The sequence below is a fragment of the Curtobacterium sp. MCBD17_032 genome, assembly GCF_003234855.1.
Classification (GTDB): domain Bacteria; phylum Actinomycetota; class Actinomycetes; order Actinomycetales; family Microbacteriaceae; genus Curtobacterium.
In genome coordinates this window covers 93,533-120,131 of record NZ_QKTO01000002.1, presented here as the reverse complement: position 1 = coordinate 120,131, position 26,599 = coordinate 93,533, and the positions used below count along the sequence as shown (strand labels likewise).

General features: G+C 72.3%; 20 protein-coding genes. 9 read left to right on the top strand and 11 right to left on the bottom strand.

The genetic code is table 11. The features are described from left to right. Positions 1-84 precede the first annotated feature (84 nt). Positions 85-2,718 carry a glycoside hydrolase family 2 protein gene (locus DEI91_RS03630; protein ID WP_111050971.1) on the bottom strand — a complete coding sequence of 878 codons (2,634 nt, stop codon included), beginning with the start codon at positions 2,716-2,718 and terminating at the stop codon, positions 85-87. A 275-nt stretch (positions 2,719-2,993) separates the two neighbouring features. On the opposite strand from DEI91_RS03630, the gene DEI91_RS03625 reads away from it, so the two are divergent. Next, positions 2,994-3,416 (top strand): pilus assembly protein CpaE, encoded by a 423-nt coding sequence (locus tag DEI91_RS03625; protein ID WP_111050970.1) that lies wholly within the window; start codon positions 2,994-2,996, stop codon positions 3,414-3,416. 141 nt (positions 3,417-3,557) lie between these two features. On the opposite strand, the gene DEI91_RS03620 is transcribed toward DEI91_RS03625, so the two are convergent. Continuing rightward, positions 3,558-6,698: a hypothetical protein gene (locus DEI91_RS03620; RefSeq protein WP_146244195.1), complete on the bottom strand. Its 3,141-nt coding sequence runs from the start codon at positions 6,696-6,698 to the stop codon at positions 3,558-3,560. Between the two features lie 142 nt (positions 6,699-6,840). On the opposite strand from DEI91_RS03620, the gene DEI91_RS15895 reads away from it, so the two are divergent. The 4 genes from DEI91_RS15895 to DEI91_RS16150 all read left to right on the top strand — a co-directional run bounded on the left by DEI91_RS15895 (position 6,841) and on the right by DEI91_RS16150 (position 10,622). Then, positions 6,841-7,266: a hypothetical protein gene (locus DEI91_RS15895; RefSeq protein WP_146244194.1), complete on the top strand. Its 426-nt coding sequence runs from the start codon at positions 6,841-6,843 to the stop codon at positions 7,264-7,266. 297 nt (positions 7,267-7,563) lie between these two features. After that, positions 7,564-8,394, top strand: coding sequence for an aldo/keto reductase (locus DEI91_RS03615; RefSeq protein WP_111050968.1), 831 nt, complete (start codon positions 7,564-7,566; stop codon positions 8,392-8,394). 201 nt (positions 8,395-8,595) lie between these two features. Then, positions 8,596-9,249, top strand: a complete 654-nt coding sequence (locus tag DEI91_RS03610) for a hypothetical protein (protein WP_146244193.1) — start codon at positions 8,596-8,598, stop codon at positions 9,247-9,249. Continuing rightward, a complete protein-coding gene (locus DEI91_RS16150; RefSeq protein ID WP_181439464.1) occupies positions 9,246-10,622 on the top strand; it encodes a hypothetical protein in 1,377 nt (458 codons plus the stop codon). The genes DEI91_RS03610 and DEI91_RS16150 overlap by 4 nt, the downstream gene beginning before the upstream one ends. 106 nt (positions 10,623-10,728) lie before the next feature. Here DEI91_RS16150 and DEI91_RS03600 read toward each other — a convergent pair whose 3' ends face one another. Further along, positions 10,729-11,880 carry a class I SAM-dependent methyltransferase gene (locus DEI91_RS03600; protein ID WP_258374280.1) on the bottom strand — a complete coding sequence of 384 codons (1,152 nt, stop codon included), beginning with the start codon at positions 11,878-11,880 and terminating at the stop codon, positions 10,729-10,731. A 157-nt stretch (positions 11,881-12,037) separates the two neighbouring features. Between DEI91_RS03600 and DEI91_RS03595 the strand changes: the two genes are divergently transcribed. Continuing rightward, positions 12,038-12,739: a GntR family transcriptional regulator gene (locus DEI91_RS03595; RefSeq protein WP_111051291.1), complete on the top strand. Its 702-nt coding sequence runs from the start codon at positions 12,038-12,040 to the stop codon at positions 12,737-12,739. A gap of 351 nt (positions 12,740-13,090) precedes the next feature. Here the strand turns inward: DEI91_RS03595 and DEI91_RS03590 are convergent, their stop codons facing one another. The 4 genes from DEI91_RS03590 to dnaK form a co-directional block, all read right to left on the bottom strand. Beyond that, positions 13,091-13,501 (bottom strand): heat shock protein transcriptional repressor HspR, encoded by a 411-nt coding sequence (locus DEI91_RS03590; RefSeq protein ID WP_110823945.1) that lies wholly within the window; start codon positions 13,499-13,501, stop codon positions 13,091-13,093. 171 nt (positions 13,502-13,672) lie between these two features. Then, positions 13,673-14,674 carry a DnaJ C-terminal domain-containing protein gene (locus tag DEI91_RS03585; RefSeq protein WP_111050965.1) on the bottom strand — a complete coding sequence of 334 codons (1,002 nt, stop codon included), beginning with the start codon at positions 14,672-14,674 and terminating at the stop codon, positions 13,673-13,675. Positions 14,675-14,704: 30 nt separating this feature from the next. Next, positions 14,705-15,481 (bottom strand): nucleotide exchange factor GrpE, encoded by a 777-nt coding sequence (locus DEI91_RS15890; RefSeq protein WP_146244192.1) that lies wholly within the window; start codon positions 15,479-15,481, stop codon positions 14,705-14,707. Positions 15,482-15,486: 5 nt separating this feature from the next. Beyond that, entirely contained in the window at positions 15,487-17,358 is a 1,872-nt protein-coding gene (dnaK, locus tag DEI91_RS03575) for a molecular chaperone DnaK (protein WP_111050964.1), read from the bottom strand. A gap of 233 nt (positions 17,359-17,591) precedes the next feature. On the opposite strand from dnaK, the gene DEI91_RS03570 reads away from it, so the two are divergent. The 3 genes from DEI91_RS03570 (at position 17,592) to DEI91_RS03560 (ending at position 22,058) form a co-directional block, all read left to right on the top strand. Next, positions 17,592-19,883, top strand: a complete 2,292-nt coding sequence (locus tag DEI91_RS03570) for an Ig-like domain-containing protein (protein WP_146244191.1) — start codon at positions 17,592-17,594, stop codon at positions 19,881-19,883. 67 nt (positions 19,884-19,950) lie between these two features. After that, the gene (locus tag DEI91_RS03565; protein WP_111050962.1) at positions 19,951-20,463 is read left to right on the top strand and encodes a DUF3060 domain-containing protein; all 513 of its coding nucleotides are present in this window, start codon (positions 19,951-19,953) and stop codon (positions 20,461-20,463) included. 191 nt (positions 20,464-20,654) lie between these two features. Further along, positions 20,655-22,058: an oligosaccharide flippase family protein gene (locus DEI91_RS03560; protein ID WP_181439463.1), complete on the top strand. Its 1,404-nt coding sequence runs from the start codon at positions 20,655-20,657 to the stop codon at positions 22,056-22,058. Between the two features lie 174 nt (positions 22,059-22,232). Here DEI91_RS03560 and DEI91_RS03555 read toward each other — a convergent pair whose 3' ends face one another. The 4 genes from DEI91_RS03555 to DEI91_RS03540 are packed head-to-tail and all read right to left on the bottom strand — an operon-like array spanning position 22,233 to position 26,591. Next, complete coding sequence (locus DEI91_RS03555) at positions 22,233-23,432, bottom strand: glycosyltransferase (protein WP_146244190.1); 1,200 nt, start codon at positions 23,430-23,432, stop codon at positions 22,233-22,235. Between the two features lie 56 nt (positions 23,433-23,488). Beyond that, positions 23,489-24,598: a glycosyltransferase gene (locus tag DEI91_RS03550; protein ID WP_111050959.1), complete on the bottom strand. Its 1,110-nt coding sequence runs from the start codon at positions 24,596-24,598 to the stop codon at positions 23,489-23,491. Next, the gene (locus DEI91_RS03545) at positions 24,595-25,179 is read right to left on the bottom strand and encodes a hypothetical protein (RefSeq protein ID WP_111050958.1); all 585 of its coding nucleotides are present in this window, start codon (positions 25,177-25,179) and stop codon (positions 24,595-24,597) included. Before DEI91_RS03545 ends, DEI91_RS03550 begins: the two co-directional genes overlap by 4 nt. Beyond that, positions 25,176-26,591 (bottom strand): polysaccharide biosynthesis tyrosine autokinase, encoded by a 1,416-nt coding sequence (locus DEI91_RS03540; RefSeq protein WP_181439462.1) that lies wholly within the window; start codon positions 26,589-26,591, stop codon positions 25,176-25,178. Before DEI91_RS03540 ends, DEI91_RS03545 begins: the two co-directional genes overlap by 4 nt. Positions 26,592-26,599: the final 8 nt, after the last annotated feature.

Sequence of the window (26,599 nt, the reverse complement as noted above, 5' to 3'; positions counted from 1 at the left end):
GACCGGCGCCGCGGCCCGGACGCACCGGACCGCGGGCGACGGTCTGCGTGGAGGACCGACCCTACCAGCCTGACATGTGAGATGTCACCCGCGCTCCGTGCCGAGCACCCGGTCGAGCGTCCACAGCACGGGAGCCGAGGTGAGCGCCTCCGCATCGGCCTCGGACACACCGTCGAGACGGTACTCGACCCGTTCGCCCGGCAGGAGTGTCATGAACCCGCGGTCCACGGTCCCCGTCGGCGAGACCCGGTCCGGCTGGACGAGCAGGTCCCGCACGAGCGACTCGGCCTCGACGACCATCCGGACGGCGTGCACTCCGGGGACGTCCGAGATCGTGACGCGGTAGTGGGCCGGCCGCCAGTGCATGTCCTGGTCGGACGACGGTGTCCAGACGGCCCGCCGCCAGTCCATGTCCGCCACCACCAGCTCGTCGTGGGCGTCGCCGACGACGCCGATCGATGCCGGCAGACGCACGACCGCCACCCCGGGGCCGTCCAGACGCACGGGGAGGAACTCCTCGGCCAGGATCCGACCACCGAGGTCGACGCGACGGACCCGCACCACCGTGTCGAGCCCGCCGCGGGACGACCGGACCGCGACCTCGACCGGAGACCCGGCCACCTCCGGGACGGGGAGGGACGCGGTCCGCGGGTGCGGGCCTCCTGTCCGGTCGTCGCGGTCCGAGCCGGACGGGAGCGGCGCGATCGTCGTCAGCACCTGCGAGACCGGGCGCAGCGTCAGCAGGACGTCGTCGTACAGACGGCGGAGCTCGTGCGCCAGCGGCTTCCGGCGACCAGCGGAGTCGACCGCCGACCACGACGACACCGCCCAGAGGTCGTTGAGCTGCCAGACGACGACGCCGGTGTTGCGCGGCCAGTGCGTCCGCCAGTGCTCGACGCCCGTCGCGATCGCACGGCTCTGCTGCAGCTGGGTCAACCAGTGCCAGCGGTCGAAGTCGTCCTCCCAGCCCGTCCCGAACCGGGGTGCCAGCCCCCGGGCGAGCTTGCCCATGCCGTCGTCGGCCTTCTGGTGGTGCACCACACCGAGGGACGTCGGGGTCATCGGGTCGTCGGTGACCGCATCCCGGAGGGTGCGCCACGCGGGCGGCGCCTGCCAACCGAACTCCGAGACGAACCGGGGCACCGAGTCCCGGTAGTGCTCGTCCGACACGCGGTTCCAGACGTCCCACGAGTGGTGCGTCTCGTGGTCCACGTCGTTGGGTGCCAGCGCCTCGGAGCCCGACCACGGCGAGGCCACCGTGTAGAAGCGCGACGGGTCCACCGCGTCCACGATCGTCGGCAGCAGGTCGAGGTAGTAGTCGAGCCCCCACCCGCGGTCGTCGAGCCCGGCCGCCCAGTCGTCGACGTCGTGCAGCCAGATGTTCTCGTTGTTGCCGTTCCAGACCACGAGGGAGGGGTGCCGGGCGAGCCGAGCGACGTTGTCCCGGGCCTCGGCAATCACCTCGCTGCGGATCGGTTCGACCTCCGGGTACGAGGCGCAGGCGAAGAGGAAGTCCTGCCAGACCAGCAGACCCCGCTCGTCGCACAGTTCGTAGAAGTCGTGGGACTCGTAGACCCCGCCGCCCCAGACCCGGACGAGGTTGGCGTGCATCGCGACGGCCTCGTCGAGCCGGTCGGCGTACCGCTCACGCGTGACCCGCGAGACGATGACGTCGTCGGGGATCCAGTTGACGCCGCGGACGTCCACGAGCGTGCTGTTGACCCGGATGGCGAACGGCCGGCCGACCGTGTCCTCCGCGGTGTCGACGACCACGGAGCGGAACCCGGTCCGGAACGTCGTCCGGTCGAGGACGTCGCCGTCGACCGTCTGCAGGTGCACCTCGACGTCGTACAGGGGTTGCGCCCCGTAGCCCCGCGGCCACCACAGCTCGGCGTCCGGGATCCGCACCGTGACGACGGCCTCGTCCTCCTGGGGCGTCACGTTGACGCGCGAACGCTGTTTCGTGCCGTGCCCGGACACCGTGACGACGAGCACGAGGTCGTCGTCCTCGCCGTCCTGGTCGAGGTCGTTCATCCCGGACCGCTCGAAGGCGATGTGCGCGTCGAGGACGCCCTCGCCCGCTTCCACGTCGACGAGCGGACGGACGTCGCGCAAGCGTGCCGTCGACCAGCGCTCGATCGCCACGGGACGCCACGGCCCGCTCGTCACGGCCGTGAGCCCCCAGTCCCAGCCGAAGTTCGACGCCGACTTGCGGATGTACGGGAACGGCTCGTCGTACGGGCCCGGCATCGCCCCGGCACGCGCGGCGACCCGCTCGGTCTCGCGGTACGGGGACTCGAAGAGGATCTCGAGCTCCCGCTCCGTGCTCGCGTTCGTCCCGTCGGTCACGTCCCGGACGTCGAAGCGGTACCGCCGGTGCATGTTCCGCGTGGTGCCGATCTGCACGCCGTCGAGCGTCAGGGTCGCGACCGTGTCGAGGCCGTCGCACACCAGGTCCACGCGTTCGAACCCGCGTGGACCGACGTCGACGGTGCGGCGGTACGCCCAGTCCGTCTGCCCGACCCACGCCGTCGCCGTCTCGTTGCGGTCGAACGTCGGGTCGGGCAGCAGCCCCTCGCGCTCGAGGTCGGTGTGCACCTGCCCCGGCACCGTGGCGGCGACGACCGCGCCGCGAACGGCGTCGGGCACGGTGCGCGGTCCGTCCTCCACCGGGGTGACGGTCCAGTGGTCGCGGAGTTCCTCGCGGTCGAGGGTCATGCGGGTCCTTGTCTGCTGGCGGATCGGTCCGCGTCGACCGCGGTCCGGCACGTCGTCCGCCGGTCCGCCGCACCACCGGCAACGGCCGGGAGGCTCGGCACCGGTCGCCCGGCGGTCGTCGCGTCGCGCACGCGGGACCGACGGGCGGCCTCACGTGGGGATGCTCGGTGATGGTAGTACGGCTGTCCGGCGACGGGGTCGGGAACCGCCCTCGTCGTCCTGAGCGCGCGAGGCGGACCGGTGCGAGCAGGGGCGCCGAGTGCCAGGCTGGGCCCATGATCAGCGTCGAACTCGCCCGGTCCCTCCGCGCCGCCGGCCTCCGGTGGCACCCGGACACCGGCGACCGCTTCCTGATCGACAAGCCCGGCGTCGACGAGGACGTCTACACCGTGTCCGAGATGACGGTCGAGCGGCACGACCACCCGACCGGCACCGTGCTGGGGTTCAACGGGACCACCGAGTGGGCGCTCGACTCCGTGTCGGTGACGGAGTCGCTCTGGCTGCCGCGCGAGGACCAGCTCCGTGACCTGCTCGGACCGTCGTTCGTCGGGCTGACCCGGCACGTCGGGACGGACGGCCGGACCGTCTGGACCGTGACCGCACGCATCACCGAGGAGGAGCGGACCTTCGCGGCTGCGGACCCGGCCGTCGCGTACGGCGAGGCACTGGCCGCGTACATCACGGCGGCCCTCGACTGAGCCGCAGCACGACCGGACGCCCTGCTCCGGGGAACAGGGCGTCCGGTCGTGCTGCGGGTGGGCGTCGCCGGTCGGCTCGGCCGCCACGGGCCGACCCGGGCGGCGGGTCGACCCGGGCGTCGGGCCGACCCGGGCGTCGGCTCAGGCCCGGTGGCGGCTCTCCTCCCGGCGGCGGCGCACCGTCAGGAGCAGGACCAGGCCGCCGAGCAGCAGGACCACCGCAGCCGGGACCGCGGTCGCCAGGACGTCCGTCCCGGTGAAGGCGAGTTCGGCCGGTGCGGGAGCCGTCGGCAGCACCGTCCGGACCTTCTCCGAGAACACCCAGACCGGGCGGCTCGGAGCCGCGGCCGATGCGACCGGACGCTCGGCCGGGTCGCCGATGGTGACGGTCGGCGCGGTCCGGGCCGCGGTGGTCGCGGTGGTCACCGCGGCGCCCTCTGCCCGGCCGGCGTCTCCGCTCTGGCCGGTGGAGGCGGCACCCGGCGTCTCCACGGAGGCGCCGTTCTCCCGGCGCACCTGACCCATCACGCGGCCCTGCAGGACCACCTCGCCGTCCGCGGCCTCCGCGTCGGTGACGGTGTGGGCCTCCTCGGTCGTGCAGGTGGTGCGCTGACCGGGGTCGAGGTCACCGTCGTCGCACGTCACCGCGGGCAGGTCCGCGGCGTGCTGCAGGTCCCGGACCTGCAGGTTGCCGGTGTTCACCACCGTGTAGCGAATGCGGACCCGGTCGCCGGGGTGCAGGACGTCCGTCCCGCGCGCCGGTCGTTCGGCACCACCGGCGACGGAGACCAGTGCGGCCGCCGTCATGTCCAGCCCGCTCGCGGCGTCGAGGCCGACGCGGACGCTGTCACGGTCGGCCGGACGGGTCCCGTCGGCACCGGTCGCCTCGGCCGTCACGACGATCTCGACGACGCCGTGGTCGACCTCGGACTGGGTGAGCACGTGGTCAGGGACGGCGCACTCGACGGAGTCCCCGGGTGCGATGCCGCCCTGGGGGCAGGACACCGTGGCGTCCGCGAGCTCCACGACCTCGGCCGTGGGCTCGGTCAGGGTGACGTTCCCGGTGTTCGTCAGCGTCAGCACCGACCGGATGTGGTCGCCTGCGGCCGGGACCTCGTGCTCGGTGTCACCGAGGTGCGCACTGAGCGTCGCGTCGATCCTGGCGTGCTGCGCGAGGACGATCCCCGCGCGGCCACCCGCCTCCACGTGCCGCCCGTCGGCTCCCACGGCGGCCGCGGTGACGTCGAACGCGACCTTGCCGGCGTCGATGTCGTGCTGCGTCACGCGGTACGGGGCGAACGTGCAGTCGACGGTCTTCCCCGGAGCGAGCGGCTCCGCCGAGCACCGGGCGGCGAGGCCGTCGTGGTGTGCGACGGCGCCGGAGACGTCCCGGACGGTCACGTTGCCCGTGTTGCGGACGGTGAGGTGCAGCGTGACGCCGTCGCCGGCGGTCGGCTCGTCCTCGTCACCGTCGAGGGCGGCGGTCACCTGTGCGGTGATGGCCGGCGCACGGACGATCGAGACGACCGTCTGCGGTGCGGCGGCCTCCACGCGGGCACCGTTCGTCCCCCGCGCAGCGCCGGTCAGGTCGAACGCGACCGAGCCGGCGTCCACGTCCTTCTGGCGCAGCGTGTACCGGGAGACCTCGCACGCCGTCGAGTCGCCCGGGGCGAGGGCGTCCGTCGGGCACGTCACGTCGACGCCGCGGCGGTCCGTGACGACTCCGTCCACGTGGTCGACCGTGGTGTTGCCGGTGTTCGTGACGGTCATCGACAGACTGACCGTGTCCCCGGCCAGCGGCACCTCGTGCTCGTCGGCGTCGAGCACGGCCGCCGACTCGGCGGTGATCGCCGGGACGCGGGCGAGGGCGAGCGCAGCGGTGTCGGAGCCCTCGGCGGTGGAGCCGCCGGGGCCCTTCGCGGTGACCTCGGCCTCGAACACGGCCTCGCCGTGGTCGACTTCGGCCTGCGTCAACTCGTGGTCCGCGATCGTGCACGTGACCTCGTCGCCGGGGGCGAGTGCCTCGTGCGGGCAGGTGACGTCGTCGCGGCCCACCGTGCCGGCGACGTCCCGCAGGGTGACGTTGCCGCCGTTGCGCACGGTCACGGTGACCCGGACCGGATCACCGGCGCGCGGAGCCTCCTGTCCGTCGCGCTCGGCCGTCGCCGTCGCGGTGACGCCGGCGTGCCGGTCGAGCACCACCGATGCGTCGTCGTGCGCACGTACGGCCTTCCCGTGCGGGTCCTGTGCCTCGACGTCCGCGGTGAACGCACGCTCGCCGGCGTCGACGTCGTCCTGTGTCACGACGTACCCCGTGACGGCGCAGTCCGTGGAAGCGCCGGGAGCGAGGGGCGCCTCGGAGCAGTCCGCGGTCAGCCCCTCGGGGTCCGACAGCGAGCCGGCGACGTCCGAGAGGGTGACGTTCCCATCGTTCGTGACGTGGAGGACGAGTGCGATCTCGTCACCGGCATCCGGACGGCTGCCCGCGGCGAGGGTCGGCTCGAGCGTGCTCGACAGCGCCGGAGCAGCGGCCTCGGTGGCCTGCGTCGCGGTGGCGGTGGTGCTGAGCGCGGTGTCCGTCGTGTCCGCCGCGGTGACCGGGGCCGAGAACGCGACCGAACCGCGGTCGACGTCCGCCTGGGTGACCTCGTGCTGGCCGTGGACGTCACACGCGACGGTCGCTCCGGGAGCGAGGGGGGCCTGCGGGCAGGACACCTCGATGCCCTCCTCGTCCTCGACGGCGGCGGCGACGTCGTGGACCGAGACGTTGCCGTCGTTGTGCACGGACAGGGCGAGGCCGATCGGGTCGCCGACGCCCGGGAGGACGTCGTCCTTCACCTTCGGCGTGAGCGCTGCCGAGATCGCGCCGGTGCGCTCGAACTCGACCGAGGCGTCAGAGGCGGTGAGGGTGGTGCTCTCGCCTGCCGGGGTCGTGGCGGTGCCCGTGGTGTGGAAGTCGAGCCGGCCGGCGTCGAACTGCGCCTGGGTCACAATGTGGTCGATCGAGCAGCCGGTCGTCTCACCGGGGGCGAGGGTGTCGACGTCGCACTCGACGGCCTCGCCGCCGATCGTCACCGACGGGTCCGTCAGCGTGACGTTGCCGTCGTTGCGGACGGTGGCCTTCACGTGGAGGACGTCGTCGGCGGAGTCGACGTCGCCGGCGATGGCGGTCGTGGTGCTGCCGGCGGGGGCAGCGCTGATCTCGAGCGTCGCCGACGCTTCGGGGAACGTGAAGGACTTCCCTTTCGGCGTTGTCGCCGTCGCAGTGACCGTCGTGGACACCTCTCCGCGGTCGATGTCCTCCTGACTGAGGGTCTGAGGACCCGACTCACAGGTGATGCGAGCCGCGGACTCGATCACATCGTGATCACAGGTCGTCTCCAAGCCGTTGCCGAGCGTGAGTTGAAGGTTGCGTAGGCGGACGTTGCCCGAGTTCTCGACGGTCGTCGACCATGTCACGGTGTCTCCAGCCGACTTGTCGCCATTGCCGTCGTCATCGGCGAAGCGCGCGATCAACTCTGCTGCCCCTGCCGGCTCCTCTGGAATGGAGAACAGGGTCTTCGGAGACGTTGAAAGCAGATCGAGGATCGTGCCGTCGCCGTTCCCCAGGTATCGACCGTTCGTGGCGGCGGTCGGATGTTCCACTTGGAAAGTGAAGAACCCCTCGGACGTAACCACGGAGCGGAACCGGAGACATGCTGACCCGTCGCCCATCGAGATGCCTGTGATCGTGCTGCTCGTCGTCGACTGGGCGATGGGAACGCACGTACCGTCGATCGAGACGATGCCCGTCCTCCCCGGCGTCGGATACGTCACAGCTCCTGGGGCATCAGACTCCTCCGACCAGTAGCCACTCTTGATGCCGACGAAGGTCTTCTTGGTGGAGTTCTGCAATGGACCGGTGACGAAGCCGTCCTCAGCAGGTCGGACCGGGTTCGACTGGGGGGCTGCGACCGCCGCATCGCCGACGACGAGCAGACCCGCGAGGACCGCGGCTCCGGTGGTGGACAACAGGGTGCGTCTGCGCGTGCGGCGCATGCGGGACCTCCGACGGATCGACAACAAAACATCAGTATTCTACATCACACATGCATGTTCCATCACCGTGCCTGAATCAGCAGCGGAGGGCGCGGTGTTGGTTGGTCCCATGACCGTTCCGAACATCACGCTCAACGACGGACGCACGATCCCCCAGCTCGGCTTCGGCGTCTTCCAGATCGACCCCTCCGAGACGAAGGCCGCCACGCTCACGGCACTCGAGGTCGGCTACCGCCACATCGACACCGCAGAGATGTACGGCAACGAGAAGGAGGTCGGTGAGGCGATCGCCGAGTCGGGCATCCCCCGCGAGGAGGTCTTCGTCACCTCGAAGCTCAACAACGGCTTCCACGCCCCGCAGGCCGCGGCCGAGAACGGCAAGAAGTCGGCCGACCTGCTCGGTGGCTACACGGACCTGTTCCTCATCCACTGGCCGCTCCCGACCGTGAGCGACTTCGTCCCGACGTGGAAGGCGCTCGAGGAGCTCTACCACGCGGGAACCGCGCGGTCGATCGGGGTCAGCAACTTCCAGGCGCACCACCTGAACCGTCTCGCGGCGGAGACCACGATCACCCCGGCCGTCAACCAGATCGAGGTGCACCCGTACCTCGTGCAGGAGGACCTCCGCGCGTACGGGCAGGAGCACGGCATCGCCACCGAGGCCTGGTCCCCCATCGCACAGGGCCTCGTGCTCGACGACGAGACCATCACGCGCATCGCCCGCACCACCGGCAAGACCCCGGCGCAGGTCGTGCTGCGCTGGCACATCCAGCGGGGTGACATCGTCTTCCCGAAGTCGGTCACCCGCTCCCGTGTCGAGGAGAACTTCCAGATCTTCGACTTCGAGCTGTCCGACGAGGACATGACGGACATCACGACCCTCGACAAGGGCCACCGCACCGGTCCGGACCCGGACACGTTCGACTACGTCCCCGCCTGATCGATCGCACCGCGGAACAGCCCCGGCCCGTCGGCCGGGGCTGTTCCGCGTCCGGGCGCCGGCACGGGCGCCCCGTCCGGGGTGACACCGGACTGGAGGCCCGTCCCGGCTCCGAGATCAGGCTCGCACCCATGATGATTTCGTACTCCGCATGCGATATTCCCATCTGCTCGTGCGTCCCGCACGGGCAGGAAGGGAACCATGCCAACGATCAACCGAGCCACAGCAGGGGCCGCCTTCGGCCTCGTGCTGGCAACCGGCTTCGTCCCGGCGGCCGCGTCAGCCACGACGGCAGCGCCGGACGTCCCGTCGATCCCGGGTGCCACCGCTGCGCGCCCCATCGTCGACAGCCGCACGAACGTCTTCAGGGTCCAGGGCGCCACAGCTGCCGGTGAACGGGGCGGCAACCGCCTGTTCGTCACCGGCCAGGCGACCCCGGAGGCCGAGGTCACGAGCTCCGTCACCGGCGGCACCCTGGAGATCGTCGACGCGGAGGGCCACGTCCTGTGCACCGGCACCGCGACGACTGCGCGCCCGAACCTGTACTCCTGCGCGTTCGAGCCGCTGGTCTCCGGCCCGCAGACGATCACGGCCGCCGTCGTCGAGGAGAACGGCACGTTCAGCACCCCGGCCCAGGCCGAGCTCGATGCCCACGCCGCCACCCCGACCATCGACGCGGTCGAGCGCGACGGTGACGACCTCGTGGTCGCGGGCACCACGAACCGCCGCGCCGCGGTCCAGGCGTCCACCGACCGCTCGTCGGTCCTGCCACCACCGAGACCGGGTCGGACGGCGGCTTCCGGATCCGGGTCCCCGGCGGGGCGAGCACGGAGCGCGCCTTCTTCCGCACGGTGAACGACGCGATCCCGGCGAGCACGCCCGACCACGACCACTTCGCGGTGAGCGGCTGGGCGCTGGCGCAGACCGGCGACGACTCCGGCTCCGGTGGAGGCACGGGCTCGGGCTCGGGCTCGGGGAAGCCGGACCCGGGCGAGGCGACCGAGCCGGTCTACGACGTGACGAGCCCGTCGGACGGCGCGACGGTCGACACCGCGCAGCCGACCTTCACCGGGCACGGCCGTCCGCACGGTCGGGTCAGCGTCCTCGCCATGGGCGTCGAGCCTCTCGGCAGCACCACCGCGGACGCCGACGGCAACTGGTCGGTGAAGATCGGAGGGGCGCTGCACCTCGGTGACAACGGCATCGTCGTGGCGTTCGAGCAGCCGGACGGCACCTGGCAGAAGCGGGTCTTCCAGAGCGTCACCTGGGCTCCCGAGGCCACCGGGTTCAGCATCACCGCACCCGCCGACGGCGCCACCGTCTCCCGGTCGCGTCCGACCATCGAGGGGTCGACCGTCGGCTCGTACCGGCAGATCCTCGTCACGGACGAGACCAACTCGAGCGTCGCTTCCGGCGCGACGGACGCTGACGGTCACTTCCGCATCCCGTTCTCCGAAGACCTGACCGAAGGGCTGAACGAGTTCACCGTGCGGTACCAGGACGAGTCCGGACACTGGACGTCCACCCCGTACTCCCTCCGCTACGACTCCGGCGGAGGCGAGACGCCGGACCCCGGCGAGGGCGACGGCAGCGGGACCACCGAACCGGGCGAAAGCCCGGGCGCACCCGGTCCCGGCGAGGGTGACGGATCGGAGGACCCGGGCCCCGGCGACGGCTCCGGCTCCGGCTCCGGCTCCGGCTCCGGCTCCGGCGAGGAGACCCCCGCTCCGGCCGAGGTCGCCGTCAGCACCAGCCGACTCAGCGCGGGTGAGATCGTGGCCCACGTCTCCGGCGCCGCCGGCACCGAGGTGACGGCCACCGCGAACGGCGTCACGAAGCACGCCTCGATCGGTGACGACGGTACGGCGAGCGTCGTCCTGCCGGCACCCCGGGCGCTGACGACGACGGTGTACGTGACCTCGACGAACGGCGACCGCACGGCAGAACAGGACGTCGTCGTCGGCAACGGCGGCCACCCGTCCGACCAGCTCGCGGCCACGGTCGGGAACACGTCGGCCCTCGTCGGCAGCGCCGAGATCGACGTCTGGGGACTCCCCACGGGCATCGGCGGCCTGCAGGCGAGGGACGCGGACGGCTCGGTCCTCGCCTACAGCGCGATCCACGAGGACGGCACCGGCCACCTCACGGTCACCGGGCTGACGACCGGCGCCCACGTGGTCACCATCGCCGCGGGCGACCGCTCCACGAAGGTCACGGTCACGATCTGATCGACGCGGTCCGACGCCTCGTCACGGCGTTCTGACCGGACGACCCCGCTCCACCTGGTGGGAGCGGGGTCGTCCGCGTCCCGGCATGACGAGGCCGGGTGACTGCTCAGCGCGGGGCGACCGATGCCGTCACGGTGAACTTCGCCGTCCGCGTCACCTGACGAGTGGGACCCACCATGCGTTCGAGCACCGGGCGGTACCGCAGGTGCGAGTTCCACACGGTCCAGAGTTCGCCGCCCGGGCGCAACACCGAGGCCGCGTTCCGGAACATCGCCTCGGCTGCGTCCGTCGAGACGGTCGTGTCCGCGTGGAAGGGTGGATTGCACAGCACCAGGTCGGCGCTGTCCTCGTCGAGCTCGTCGCCAGCGTCGCTCCGCACGGTCCGGACGCGGTCCCCGACCCCGTTGACCGCAGCGGTCAGGCGGGTCGAGGCGATCGCCGCCGCAGACACGTCCGTGGCCACGACGCGCACCCGAGGGCGGGCGCGCGCGACGACGGTCGCGACCACCCCGTTGCCGCACCCGAGGTCGACGACGACCCGGGCCTCCGGCATCGCCGCTTCCGCGGCCTCCAGCAGGACCCGCGTCCCGATGTCGAGGGACGTGCCCGCGAAGACGCCGCCGTGGGCGGCGATCGTGATGTCGAGCTCGTCCTGGCGCACCTGACGCGGCCACGGGTCCGTGACCGCAGCGCGTTCGGCGGCCGCCCGCAGCGGGTCGGACGCGATGAGCAGGCGGGACTTGCCGCGCCCGCGGCTGGCGACGACCTCGCCGAACGACCGCCGGAGCACGTCGTTCTGCGTCAGCGTCATGTACTTGGTGCGTCCGCCGCAGAGCAGGACGACGTCCGGGGCCGCGAAGCGCGCGACCGCACGGGCGACCTCGTCGAGACGGTCGTGCGACTTGCTGAGCCGGAGGACGACGAGTCGGGCGTCGCGGAACGCCTCCTCGAAGTCCTCCGGGTGGTGGAACCCGCGGCGGCCGAAGGTGCCGGCGCTGGCCTCGAGGGCACGCTCGCCGACGAGCGAGTCCTGGACGACACGGACGTCGGAAGCGCCGTGCAGGGCGAGCACCCCGAGGGTCAACACCCCGTACCGGTCGTCCACCACCGTGACGGCGCCCGGGTGCCGGAGCGCATCGCCGTGCACGTGCGGGGCCTCGTCGAGGAGGAACCGGTCGGTCCCGTCGATCGCGATGAGGTCCGGGCCCTGCTCGCGGGCATGGCGCCGGAAGTGGTCGGCGAAGTCGAAGGACGGCACGGACCGAGAGTAGCTGCGATGCACTGGCAGTCCCGTTCCACGACCAGCGCCGAACGTGTCATCCGCCGATATACCACACGCGACAGCGCGGGGCCGGAGTCGTACGCTCGGAACACGCCCGGACCGCCCGGGCTCCGCAGCAGCGCGAGAGGGGCCGATGTTCGTAGCGCGACCCACCCCCGGGACGAAGACCCTGCTCCGTGACGTGGCACGCGAGCGTCTCCGTGCGGAGATCATCAGCGGGCGGCTCCGTCCCGGCGAGCGACTCGACGACGACGAACTCGCGGTACAGCTCGGCTGCTCGCGGACCCCGGTGCGCGAGGCCCTCGCGGACCTGGACCGACTCGGCCTCGTCGAACTGCGGGCGAACCGGTACACCCGGGTGGCCGTCCCGCGGGACGAGGACGTGCTCCCTGCACTGCAGGCACTCGGTCTGCTGCTCGGCGGGGTCGTGCGCCTCGCGGTCCCGACCCTGAGCGAACGGTCACGCTCCACGCTCTTCGACCGGCTCGGGGTCCTCCTCGACTGCATGCAGGAGCCGGGCTGGATGCCGACGGCGGACGCTGCGACGCCGGTCTACCGGACCTTCATCAGCGAATGCCACAACCCGATGCTGTCGGCGGCGCTGCTCGGCTCACTCGACGGTCTGACCTTCCGGCTGCGGAACGACCGGTTGCACGAGGCACTGCCCTGGGAGCACATCCGCAACGGCGTGGTCGCCCTGCGCATCGCCGTGGACGGGCGGGACGGGCGACTCGCGGAGCGTGCGACCTGGGCGGTGCACCTGCTGCCGGATCCGGACCGTGTGGAGCCTGCCGATGCCGAGGACGGATCCGTCCGCGGACCCGCGGAGCGCTGAGCATGTGCCAGGAGTGCATCCGTCAGGTCATCCGCACGATCCGCTCACGGCGTCGAGTTGCCGACCGGTGCATGCCCCGGGACGAGCACCCCACCGGCTCCGGTCAGTGCAGTGCGGCGCACAGCGCTGTCCGATCGCTCCGCGACACCACCCTTGACTGCTGACGCGGGTCGCCGGGAACGTGTCGATGTGTGGAGAGGGTTCGCGGCGGCGACTCGAGGACGTCAGGACGAGCGCTGCCCCGGCTCGGGTGGTCGCGCATGACGACCGACAGGGGACGGGTCCGTCACCGCCGTGCGAGGTCGAGCGCCGGCCTGCGGCGGCGCTCCCGCGCGAGGCAGTCGGTCCCGGTCAACGCTGCGGGCGGTAGAGCACGACCGCCGTGTTGCGCTGCGGACGCATGCCGGCTCGCAGGGGCACAGCGGCACCGGTGGTCGTCGCAGCGAACACCCGGGCACCGGGTCGACTGATGAGCTGGTCGGCGAGGGCACGCTCGAGCTCCCGCACCCGGGTCCGCAGCTGCGCGTTCTCGTTCTCGAGGTCGAGCACCCGGCGGATGCCCTCGAGGGACACGCCCTCGGACCCGAGCCGCGCGATCTCGCGGAGCTGCGTGATGTCGCGCATCGAGTACCGGCGGGACCCGCCGCGGGTGCGCCCCGGCACGACAAGCCCGAGCCGGTCGTACTGCCGCAGGGTCTGCGGGTGCATCTCGGCGAGTTCCGCCGCGACCGCGATCGCGAAGACGGGCGAGTTCTCGTCCATGTCGGTCATCGAGCGCTCCTTCCGTCGTGCCTGTCGTGTGGGACCGGGTGCGTGCCCGCGCCGCCGGTTCGGGCGGCGACACGGGATCACCCTGCCGGTCTGGAGGCTCGGTGCGGGTCCCTGACGGAGCCGGACCGAGCCTCCTGGCCGATCGTGCGCTGCGGTGCGCGGCTAGCCGCGCGCCCTGGCGAGGAGGTCCTCGCGGGGGTCCTCGTCCGGCAGGGCGTCCGCGAGGGCGTCGAGCGCCGCGCGTGCCTTGTCGGACAGGTGGGACGGGACGGCGACCTGCACGGTGGCGAGGAGGTCACCGGTGCCGTTCTTGCCCGGGACCCCACGACCCTTGACCCGGAGGACCCGACCCGAGGGCGTCCCCGGTGCGACCCGCAGCTTGACGGGCTCGCCGCCGAGGGTGGGCACCTGGATCGTCGCACCGAGCGCTGCCTCGATGAACGTCACGGGGACGTCCACGCGGAGGTTCTGCCCGTCGCGTTCGAACACCGGGTGCTTGCGGACGGAGACGGTGACCACCAGGTCGCCGGCCTCGCCGCCGTCGGGGCTCTGTTCCCCCCGACCGCGCAACCGGATCTTCTGCCCGTCGGCGACGCCCGCGGGGATGCGGACGTTCACCGGTCGGCCGTTGCCCTGGGCGAGCTTGACGGTGTCGCCGGCGATCGCGGTGGCGAAGTCGAGCGTGGTCGTCGCGGTGACGTCGCGCCCCTTCGTCGGTCCGCCGAAGCCCCGGAAGCCGCCGGTGTTCTGGCCGAAGCCACCGCCGCCGAACATGCCGCCGAGGATGTCCTCGAAGCCGCCGGCACCGCCGGAGCCGCCCTGCCCGAAACGGACGCGCTGTCCGCCACCGCCTCCGCCGAACATGCCGCCGAAGACGTCCTCGAAGCCGCCCTGACCGCCCGGCCCACCCGATGTGAACCGAGCTCCGGAGCCCATCGCACGGACCTGGTCGTACTCCTTGCGCTGCTCCTTGTCGGAGAGCACCGAGTACGCCTCGCTGATCTCCTTGAACTTCGACTCGGCAGCAGCGTCACCCGGGTTGGAGTCCGGGTGGTACTGCCGCGCGAGCTTCCGGTACGTCTTCTTCAGGTCAGCCTCGGAAGCGTCCTTGGACACCCCGAGCACTGCGTAGAAGTCCTTGTCGAACCAGTCCTGACTGGCCACGGCTCACCTCCCTTCCACCGTCGCCGACCCTCAGGCCGGCACCGCCACGGCGACCTTGGCCGCACGGAGCACGCGGTCACCGAGCTTGTAGCCCGGCTCCACGACGTCCGCCACGGTCTGGCCGGTCGCTCCCGGCGTGGGCAGCTGGACGATCGCCTCGTGCACGTTGGGGTCGAAGGTCTCGCCCTTCTCGCCGATCCGCACGAGCCCGAACTTGTCGAACCCGCTGCGGAGCTTCTGGGCGATGACCTGCATCGGTCCCTCGGCGAGGTCGCCGTGGGACTCGGCGCGGTTCAGGTCGTCGAGGGCCGGGAGCAGTGCACGCACGACCTCGGCGATGACGGCTTCGCGGTTGGCGTCCCGGTCACGCTCGACGCGCTTCCGGAAGTTCACGAGCTCGGCCTGGGCGCGGAGCATGTCCGTCCGCATCTCGCCGACGAGGTCGCGGTCGGACGGCGAGAGCCGGTCCTCGGCGATGCCGGTCGCTGCGTCGGCCAGGAGCGCCTCGTCCTCGGGGCTGAGGTCGTTCACCGGCGGGGCGTCCGTCGACACCTCGACGTCCGGACCCTCGGCCTCGATGAGGTCCTCGGCGCCGTCGACGTCAGCCGTCGCGCCGTCCTCGGAGCCCTCGGCCGGGTTGCCCTGCGCCTGGCCGCCCTGTGCCTGCCCACCCTGGGGGGCGGACCCGGCGGGCCCGGCGGAACCATCCGCCGGGCCGGAACCGGTCTGCCCACCGTCAGCCGAGCCTCCAGGCAGGTCGGCGCCGTCGTGCTGCGGGTCCTGCGGGTTCTCGTTGCTGGTGGTCATGTGTCCTACTTCTTGTCGTTGTCGTCGTCGTCCACGACCTCGGCGTCGACGATGTCCTCGTCGTCACCGGTGGTCTGGCCCTCGGCACCGGCGCCCGCACCCGCATCACCGGCGGCGTCAGCTGCCTGGCTCTGCGCGTAGATCGCCTGTCCGAGCTTGCCCTGCGACTCGTTGAGCTTGTCGAACGCGGTCTTCACGGCCTCGTCGTCCTCACCCGCGAGCGCGGACTTGAGACCGTCGACGTCGCCCTGGACCTCGGACTTGACGTCCGCGGGGAGCTTGTCGTCGTTCTCCTTGATGAGCTTCTCGATCGAGTAGACGAGCTGCTCGGCCTGGTTACGACGCTCGCTCGCCTCACGGCGGGCCTTGTCCTCGGCGGCGTGCTCCTCGGCCTCGCGGACCATGCGCTCGATGTCTTCCTTCGGCAGCGACGAGCCGCCGGAGATGACCATCGACTGCTCCTTGCCGGTGCCCTTGTCCTTCGCGGACACGTGCACGATGCCGTTGGCGTCGATGTCGAACGTGACCTCGATCTGCGGGATGCCCGCGGGTGCCGGCGCGATGCCGGTGAGCTCGAAGGTGCCGAGCGGCTTGTTGTCGCGGGTGAACTCACGCTCGCCCTGGAAGACCTGGATCGCGACCGACGGCTGGTTCGAGTCGGCGGTGGTGAAGGTCTCGCTGCGCTTGGTCGGGATCGCGGTGTTGCGGTCGATGAGCTTCGTCATCAGGCCACCCTTGGTCTCGATGCCGAGCGAGAGCGGGGTGACGTCGATGAGCAGGACGTCCTTGCGCTCGCCCTTCAGCACGCCGGCCTGCAGCGCCGCACCGACGGCGACGACCTCGTCCGGGTTCACACCCTGGTTCGGCGACTTGCCGCCGGTCAGCGACTTGACGACCTCGGCCACGGCGGGCATGCGGGTCGAACCACCGACGAGGACGACGTGCGCGATGTCGTTGACGCTGACACCCGCCTCCTTGATGACGTCGTTGAACGGCTTCTTCGTGCGGTCGAGCAGGTCGGAGGTCATCTGCTCGAACTGTGCGCGCGAGATGGTCTCGTCGAGGTTGAGCGGGCCGTCGGCGGTGAGCGTCAGGTACGGGAGCTGGATGCTCGCGCTGAGCTGGCTCGACAGCTCCTTCTTCGCCTGCTCGGCGGCCTCCTTGAGGCGCTGCTTCGCGATCTTGTCGGTCGACAGGTCGACGCCGTGCTCGTCCTTGAACTTCTTGACGAGGTGGTCGACGATCCGCTGGTCCCAGTCGTCGCCGCCGAGGCGGTTGTCACCGGAGGTCGCGCGGACCTGGATGGTGGAGAAGTCCTCGTCCTTGCCCACCTCGAGCAGGGAGACGTCGAACGTGCCACCGCCGAGGTCGAAGACCAGGATGAGCTCGTCTTCCTTGCCCTTGTCGAGGCCGTACGCGAGTGCCGCGGCGGTCGGCTCGTTGATGATGCGGAGGACGTTGAGGCCGGCGATCTCACCGGCGTCCTTCGTGGCCTGGCGCTCGGCGTCGTTGAAGTACGCCGGGACGGTGATGACCGCGTCGGTCACGTCCTCGCCGAGGTACTGCTCGGCGTCGCGCTTGAGCTTGCCGAGGGTACGGGCCGAGATCTCCTGCGGCGTGTAGCTCTTGCCGTCGATGTCGACCTTCCAGTCGGTACCGATGTGGCGCTTCACGCTCGCGATGGTGCGGTCGACGTTCGTGACGGCCTGGCGCTTCGCGGTCTCGCCGACGAGCACCTCGCCGTCCTTCGTGAACGCCACGATCGAGGGCGTCGTGCGGAGCCCCTCGGCGTTGGCGATGACGGTGGGCTCGCCGCCCTCGAGAACGGAGACGACGGAGTTGGTGGTTCCGAGGTCGATGCCTACTGCACGTCCCATGTGTTGGTGCTCCTTCGATCGGGTGTGGTCTCACTGAAGCCTGTCCGGACTTGCGTCCGCTGCGCTCAACTTTACTCCGACGTGCCTGGACGTCAAGTCGTCCGCACCGGAGTTGCGCCAAGAAGACTCAACCTTCGACCTGTGGAATTGATGTCTGACATGTGAGATAGCGCTACAGTGCTGTGAAACGACCGGTCCGTGCCGTGGACCGGCTGCCGAAGGAGGGGGCAACGTTGCCGAAGACCACCACCCGTCCCAGTCGCACGCTGTGCGCCGCCGTGCTCGCCGCGCTCGTCGCCGTGGGTCCGCTCACCACCGGCATGAGCGCGGCGAGCGCTGCAGAGGACGCGCCCGGAGCCGTGCCGGACGTCCCGCCCGGCACCAGGGTGCCGGAGACCCGGTCGTTGCTCAGCCTCGCGCCGCCGACGTCCGTCCAGGTGACCACGTCGCAGGCCGGCTTCACCGTGTACGCAGACGGCATCTGTTCGTTCGACTTCGCCTCCTGCCGCACGTGGTTCCAGGTGCTCGCAGCAGGCGTCGACAAGCGGAACGTCGCGACGAAGAACGGGTACTTCGTCCCCTGGCCGTCCGACTGGGCGCCGGGCACGACCCTCACCGGCTCCATCAGGTCGTACGGGGTCTCCATCCTCGGGTTCGGCTACTACAGCACCGGGACGACGTCCCTCGGGGACATCACGCGGCCGTACCCGGAGAAGGACATCACCGCTCGCGTGGCGAGCACGGACGACAGTGCACGGCGAGCCCGGATCACGGGCACCGCGACGCCCCTCGCCGAGATCCGTCGCGGCGGACAGCGGGTCGCGACGGCGGACGCCGACGGGAACTGGGAGGAGACCGTCGACGGTCTCCCCGTCGGCGACAGCACGTTCACGTACGAGCAGTACGTCGGCGGTTCCCGCCGTGACCAGACGACCGTGACGGTCCACATCGGTCAGCCGCAGCTCCCCGACGGCGGGGTGGCCGCGACGTCCTCGGCCGTGACCGAGATCGCCCGCGGGACCACCGAACGGGTGCCGTTCGCCGTCCGCGCGACCGGGACGATCACGCAGTACCGCACCGACGTCACACTCACCGCGCCCGAGGGCACCCACTTCGAAGCCGGCCAGGCGGTCACCGGACAGGCGCGATCGGGCACCGGTGCAGCCTGGGACACCGACCCCGATCTCGCCCTCGTCGACGTGCGGGTGACGAACAGCGGCCGGACACTCACCGGCCGCTTCGACAGCAGCGCCGTCCGCGGGTACCGGCGCACCGAGGGCAACCAGCAGCGGTGGCTCGCCGCGGTGACGGCGGACCGTGACGCCCCGCTCGGCGACGGGGCACTCGCGTACGCGCTCGACGGGACGACCGACCGCGGCACCACCGACATCCGGTCGTCGTCCCCCGTGCGGGTCGTCGGTCCGGAGGTGGTGGCCGGCCCGACGGTGCAGGGCCACTTCCCGGCGGACCTCTCCGCCTGGGCCTACCTGGACGGCACGGCGACCCCCGGCGCCGCCGTCATCGTGCGCCGGGGCACCGAGGAGATCGCCAGGACGACCGCCGCAGCCGGGACCGGGGCCTTCACCGTCGCCATCGACCCGGCGCGGGTCGGGTACGGAGCGGTCGGGCTGAGCGTGACCCAGGTCGTCGACGGTGCGGAGTCGGCAGCGACTCCGGTCACGCTCGACTACGGCCAGAACACGCCGACCTTCACCTCCCCGCTCGACCACGGCACGGTGCCGGCCGGCCGACTCCGCTTCACCGGCACGGGCAACGCCGGTGGACGCGTGCAGGTCGTCGGCACGGACTTCACCGACGACACCGCGATCGGCTCCGCCGCCGTCGTCGACGGCGCCTGGACCATCGAGAGCGACCTGCGGTTGCCCGCCGGCGACTACCAGTTCTGGGCGAACCAGCGGACGAGGGGCGGCAAGGTCGAGCTCGTCGGCATCAACGTGAAGGTGGAGCAGGGGCGACCGGCGGCACCGACCGCCGTCGGGCAGTTCCCGGACGACATCGCTCGATGGGCGTTCATCACCGGCCGTGCCGAGCCCGGCGCGACCGTCATCGTGCGCGACGCCGCCGGCCGGGAGGTCGGTCGGACACCCGTCGGGCCGTCCGGCTACTACACGCTCGGCATCGACCCGTCCGAGGTCGGTCACGGCACCGTCGTGCTCACCGTCACCCAGGAGGTCGGCTCCGTCGAGTCGGACGGCATCGACGTCTCGCTCGACTACGGCGACCTCGTGGCGCCGACCATCACGAGTCCCGCGGACGGTGCGACCGTGTCCGGCGCGAAAGGTCTCGTGATCCGTGGCACGGCGCTGCCCGGCTCGACGGTCGTCGTCACGGGCACCGACCAGTCGAACGACGCGCTGTTCGGGAGCACGGTCGCGACCGGAGGGACGTGGCAGGTGCAGTCGTCGATCGACCTCCCCGCCGGCCCGTACCAGTTCTGGGCCAGCCAGCGGACGAAGGGCGGGCGAGCGACGTTGACCGCGGTGAACGTCACAGTCACCCGCTGACCGGAGCGGGCGGGGCGTCGTCACCGCCCCGCCCGCTCTCCTGCTCCCTCGGACCGGAAGGACCCTCATGACCAGCATCCATCGCGCCCGCGCGGCCGTCGTCGCCACGGGCGTCGCGCTCCTCCTCGCCGGATGCTCGGCGGGCGGCCACGATGCACCCGCTCCGTCCGGCACCTCGTCGCCCCCGGCGCGCTCGTCGCCACCGCACACGCCGTCGTCCACGGCGTCCACCGGGCCGAGCAGCGCACCCGCCAGCGCCCCCTCCGATCGCGCCACGACGCCGCTCCCCCGGCCGGAGGTCGAGCGCGCAGAGGTGCCCTGCACGGACGGCCGCGCAGTCATCGCGGACCGGAACAACACCGAGCTGACGGTCGGCGACTGCGCGGACGTGGTCATCACGAGCAGCAACACCCTCGTGCACCTCGGCAGGGTCGAGCACCTGACGATCACCGGCGCGATCAACGGCGTCGACGTCGAGCGGGTGGCCCGGGTCACGATCACCGGCGACGGCAACGCCGTCCGGACGGGTTCACGGCCCCGTGTCGACGACTCCGGCGCGCACAACTCAGTCGAGCGGTGACCGTCAACGGCCCAGGCGGCCGGGATCCTCGCCGCGGGACGCCGGGGGTGTCGGCCGAGGACCGCTCCCGCTCCTGGGACGCTGCTGGAGGGGCCGACGACGCCGACGGGCCGCCCGGGCCGGGAGTGGCGGGACGGGCGGCGAGCCGCGGAGCGGTCGTCGGCGCAGCCACGACCTGGACACGGTTCGCCGTGCAGTTCGTCTCGCTCGCGGTGGTCGCCCGTCTCATCGGGCCCAGCGCCTACGGTTCGGCGGTGACCGCTCTCGTCGCGGTCACCGGAGCCGAGTTGATCCGATCCGGCGGCGTGACGTGGCTCATCGGTCGCACGCCACAGCTGACGGCCGGCACGACGCGGACGTTCCATCGTCTGTCCGTCGTCCTCGGTGTCGTGGCCGCAGGCGTCACGCTCGGCCTCGCAGTCGTCGTCCCGGCGTCCGCGCTGCCCGCCGGGGCCGTGACGCTGCCGCTCCTGGCCGTCGTGTTCCTCTGCGCGGGCTCGAGCGCCGTCCCCACCGCCCTGCTCGCCCGTGGGCAACGGTTCGGGACGATCGGGGGTGCCGAGGTCGGCGCAGCGGTGCTCTCCTGCGGTGTCGCGGTCACCGTGGCCCTCCGCGGCGGTGGTGCGTCGGCCCCGCTGCTCCAAGCCGCGGTCTACGCCGTCGTCCTGTGCGTGGCGATCCTCCTCCGTGCGCCGATCCCGGCGGCGCCGCGCGTGCCGCTCCGCGACCTGCGGGACGAACTCGGGTTCGCCGCCAACGCCACGGCCGTGCAGGCGATGGAGTGGCTGGCGCGGAGCGTGGACCGCGTGCTCGTCGCCGCGGCCTTCGGTCCGGTCGCCGCCGGTGTGTACGCGCAAGCGACGCAGCTCGTCCTGCTCCCGGTCGAGCAGGTCAACGGTCCCCTGCGGCGGGCAGCGATCCCCGCCCTCGCGCGACTCCTGCACGACCCGGCCCGTTTCCGCACCGGGTTCCGCACGGTCCTCACCGCTGCGTGCGTGACGATCTGGCCGGTGGTCGGCGTCCTCGCGGTGCTCGCGGAACCGCTGGTCGTGACGGTGTTCGGCGACGGATGGCGGGCATCGGCCGCGGCCTTCCGCCTGATGGTGCCGATGGCGATGGCACTCACCGTGACCAGCGTCACCACGTTCGCGGTCCTCGCCGGGGGCTCCGCCGCACGACTGACCGTGTGGGAGTGCGCCGTCAGCCGACCGACGACCGTCGTCGCGTACCTTCTCGGGGCGCGGTGGGGCGTGCACGGGGTCGCGGTCGCGGCGTCGATCGCCGGGCTGGTACTCGTCACCCCCGGGTTCCTCGTCGTCACCCGGACGACGGGGCTCCGCCTGGCGGACCTGGTCCGCCCGCTCCTCGAGCCGACGACCACGGCGCTGGTGTGCGGTGTGGCGGCGGTCGCAGTGCGGTGCCTCGTGCACGACGACCGGGCTGCGCTCGCCGTCGGGGCGGTGACGGCGGCGTGCACCTGGGTCGTGTGCGTCGCGGCCCTGCCCCGGACGCGGGGTCTGCTCCGGGACGTCGGGAGCGTGGTGCGCGCTCCGCGGTCGCGTGACCCTTGCGGCCTGGACGACCGGGCCGCTTGACGCCGGGAACGGCGTGGTCCGGGCACACGGTTCGAGACCGGTAGTCGCCCGGCGTCTCGCCGCGGCACGGCGCCCGAGTCCCGGCGGGCAGGAGGTCGCTCGGTCTCGCCGCGGCACGGCGCCCGAGTCCCGGCGGGCAGGAGGTCGCTCGGTCTCACGCGCGGCGGGGCTCGGTCAGCGGCAGTTGCGGACGTCCGGCCGTTCGGATGCAGCTCTCGGTGGGAGGGCCCCGAGCAGCACGGTCTCGAGCGCGTCCACGACCCGGTCGATGTCGTACCGCTGCGCGGTCTCCCGGCCAGCGGCAGCGAGTCGCGCTCGGAGGCCCGGATCGGACGCGACGCGGGTCATCGCGGCGGCGAGGGTGTCGGGGTCGCCGGGAACGACCAGGAGACCGTCGACGCCGTCCGACACCAGCTCGGCGGGTCCCCCGGCAGCGGTCGCGATGACGGGGCACGACGACGCCATCGCCTCGACGACGACCTGGGCGAAACCCTCGGGCTCGACACTCGCGTGCAACGCTGCGGTCGCCCTCGCGAGCTCCGCGGCGACGTCGTCGACCTGACCGACGAACTCGACGACGTCCTCCAGGTCGAGTCGCGTGACGAGGTCGCGGAGCTCGCCCTCGTGGGCGACGTCGTCGGGGAAGAGCGCCGAGCCGACCAGACGCACGCACGCGCCGTCCAGACCGCCTGTCGCCCGGCCCCGCGCGAGGGCTCGCAGGACGACGTCCTGGCCCTTCCCGCGCGCGATGCGCCCGACGAGGACGAACACCGGCCGGTGCGGCGCAGACCGGCGAGGAGCGTCGTCCACGGGGCGCGGCAGGGCGACGGGGCACGGCACGATCGACACGGGCCGGGACGCCGGAGGGCGGACGGACCGGGCGGTGGCCGCGGAGTTCGCCACGAGGCCGTGCGGGAGGACACGGAGTGCAGCCCGCAGCAGGCGCGCGTTCCGTCCCGCGTCCCGGCGTGTGCCCACCACGCTGTGCACGTGCGCGAGCACCGGCGTCCGGGCGAGACGGGCCGCGAGCGCACCGTAGACGTGGGCCTTCGCCGAGTGCGTCGTGACGAGTCCGACACCACGTCGACGCAAGAGCATGGCGACCCGGACCGCGACGGCGATCACGTCGACCACGTGCCGGGCGAGGGTGAGCACACCGGGGCGGCTCCTGCCGGTGTGCGCCCGGACGCCGCTCGTCAGGGGCACGACGACCGTGTCGACCCCGGCGGCCCGGAGGTCGCGTTCGAGGGGGCCGTGCTCGCCGAGCACGACCAGTGGACGGACACGTTCGACCGCACGGACGACCCGGAGCACGAACAGCTCGGCGCCGGACGGTTGCGCCGAGTGCGTCACGAACGCGACGACCGGCCGCACGTCACGGTCGTCATGACAGACCCGCTCCCTGCGGACCAGCCGGGAGGGACCGCCGGTCACGTTGCCGTCCACGAGGCGACCTCGGACCGGAAGTGGGCCACGTCGAACCGTTCGGCGTCGCGTCGACAGTCCGAAGGGTCCAGGCGCACCGCCCGCTCGACCGCGTCCGCGAGGGAGTCCGGGTCATGTCCGGGCAGGCACGCCCCGCTCCGCTCGGACGTCGACTCGCGCGCTCCACCCCGTGCGGCCACCACGACCGGGGTCCCCAGGGCCAGCGCCTCGACCGGCACGATGCCGAAGTCCTCGATCCCCGGGAACACGAGGACCGCAGCACGGTCGAACAAGCAGGCGAGCAGACGGTCGGACGGCGCGATGACGAAGTGGACCTCGACCGGAGCCGCAGTGGCGAGGGCGCGGAGTCGGTCCTCGTCCGGGCCGCAGCCGGCCACGACGACCGGTCGTCCCGTCGCTGCGCCGGCCGCGATCACGACGTCGAGTCGCTTGTAGGGCACGAACCGGGACGCTCCGAGGAGCGCGTCGGTCGGCACCGAGTCGAGCAGCGCCTGCTCGTCCTCGGTGAGGGACGATCGAGCGGCAGCTGCGGCGCGGATCCGCTGCAGGTCGACCGGCGGATGGAGCACCCGCGCGTCCACACCCCAGGCACGTCGGACCCGTTCCCGCACGAAGGCGCTGTTCACGGCCACCTCGATCAGGTCCGCACCGCGGCGCCGGTCGACGGCGCGGAACAGCGGCGCCACGGCCCGGACCGCCGGGGAAGCCCCACGGGCGTCGAGCTCCGGTGCCCACAGGTAGCGCGCCGGCGTGTGGACGTAGGCGAAGTGCCGTTCCGGCGGGACACCACGCACGCGGACGTGGTGGGCGAACAGGTGGGAACTGATGAGCGCCCAGTCGTACGCACCGTGCCGGCGGCCCTCGTACCGCCAGAGCGCCGGCATGAGCGGCAGCGCGGCGGCCTTCCGCCCGCGGAGCGGGGTCCGGGCGACAGCGCTCTCCCGCACACGTCCGGGTTCGTACCGGTCCGGGTGGTCGTTCCAGAGCGCGAGGATGTCGGCGCTCGGGTGGGTGGCGGCGAACGCGTCGAGTACCCGCTCGGCACCACCGGTCCGCTCGATCCACTCGTGCACGATCAGGCCGCGCCCGCTCATCCTGCTGCTCCCGTCGGCCCGGCCGGGACGGAGCGCAGGAGCAGGACGAGGCCGTCGACCGCGGTGTCAAGGGTGCGCGCCATGCGCCGGAAGGTCTCGGCGTCGCCGCCGACCGGGTCCGGTACGTCGTCGTCGGATCGCGCAGGCGACTCCGGTCGGCCACGCGCCAGGAGTTCGTGGACGGCGAGCGCGGGATCGATCCGTGATGCGTCGTCGCGGAGCCGGGCGGTCATGCGGATGACCTCGGCGACGGTGAAGACGCGCTGGAGCACGGCGGGCGCGACGTCGAGGACCGCGGACCGCTGTGCTCGTGTCATCGTCACCACAAGGTGCTGTCGTCGGAGCGCGTCCGCGGCGATCGGGTGCGCCCGGTGTCGTTCGAGCGCGGCGAGGTCGTCCGGGCGCACGAGTGCGCGGAGCATCGGGTCCGCCGGTGCACCCGGTGACGCATGGGTCCCGGCACTCGAGACCTCCACCCCGGGGTGTCGGGACCCGTGGCACCGCGACCGGAGGGTGAGCGCCGCGTACGGCGACCGGCAGACGTTCCCCTCGCAGACGAAGGTGATGCGCCACGTCGTCACGACCCCGCCCCCCGGTCGTCGTCCGGGCGCGAGCGTCGGGACCGCCGCGGGCTCTCGCTCATCGGGACGCTCGGTCGGTAGCCGCCGTAGCTCGCCGGACGGCCTCGTACCGGGACGCGGTTCGCGACGACCCCGAGCACGCGTGCGCCGACCGTGTCGAGGGTCGCGACCGCCTGCGCCATCTGCCCGTTCGTCACCCGCCCGTCGACCGACCCGACCAGGACGACCCCCGTCGCCATCGCGGCGAGGACGGCCGGGTCGGTGACCGGCAGGAGGGGTGGCGCGTCGATGACGACGTGCTCGTACTGCTCCCGCACGGTGGCCATGAGCAGTTCCATCTGCCGTGATGCGAGGAGTTCACTCGGGTTCGGTGGGACCCGTCCGGACGCGAGCACGCGCAGTCCGTGCTCGCCGACCGTCTGCACGGCGTCCTCGAGCTCGACCTGGTGGGCGAGCACCGTCGAGAGCCCGACCCGGCTCTCGATCCCGAGCTGGTCGGCCGTCGTCGGGCGTCGCAGGTCGGCGTCGACGAGGAGCACGTCGAGCCCGTTCTGCGCCATCACCAGCGCCAGGTTCACCGCGGTGGACGACTTGCCCTCCCCCGGGACGGCACTCGTGACGACGATGCTCTGCTGCCCGCCGTCGACGTTCGTGAAGGTCAGGTGCGTCCGCAGCTGCCGGAACGCCTCGGCCCGTTCGGAGTACCGGTTGCCGAGGTCGATGAGCGGCGACCGGGTCATGTCGTCGTCGACGGGGATCTCGGCGAGGACGGTCGTCGGTGCAGCGCGGCGGAGGGCGTCCACCGACCGGATCTTCGTGTCCACGGACCCCCGCAGGAGCGCGGTGCCGATGCCGGCCACGAGCCCGGCGAGGACCCCGAGGACGACGGCCACCGCCAACCGTGGGGAACTCGGGTCGTTCGGCGGTTCGGCGCGCTGGAAGAGCGCGAGGTGCACGAGCGGCGAGGCACCACGACCGGCGCGCTCGACCTCCGTGACCGCGTCGATGGTCTCCTGCGCGACGGCGTTCGCGAGCAAGGCGGCCGCGCGCGGGCGGTTCCGCGTCGCCGTGATGGTGAGGATGACGGTGTCGGCGTCCGCGACCGCGGAGACGGACCCGGCGAGGTCGCGGACGGAGGACGTGAGGCCGGCACGACGAGCGGCCGCGCGGAGCACACGCGGCGAGGTCGCGAGCTGTGCGTACGAGGTGACCCGGGCCTCCGAGAAGGTGCCGCCCTGGTTGAGGTCACTGACGGTCGCCCCGCCGACCGACACGAAGACCTTCGCCTGCGCCCGGTACTGCGGCGGTTGCAGCACCGCGGCGGCCACGCCGCAGGCGGCGCCGAGCACCACGAGCAGGACGACCCACCAGACGTACCGACGCACGACGTCGATGAACTGCGCAAGCGTCATGGACCCGC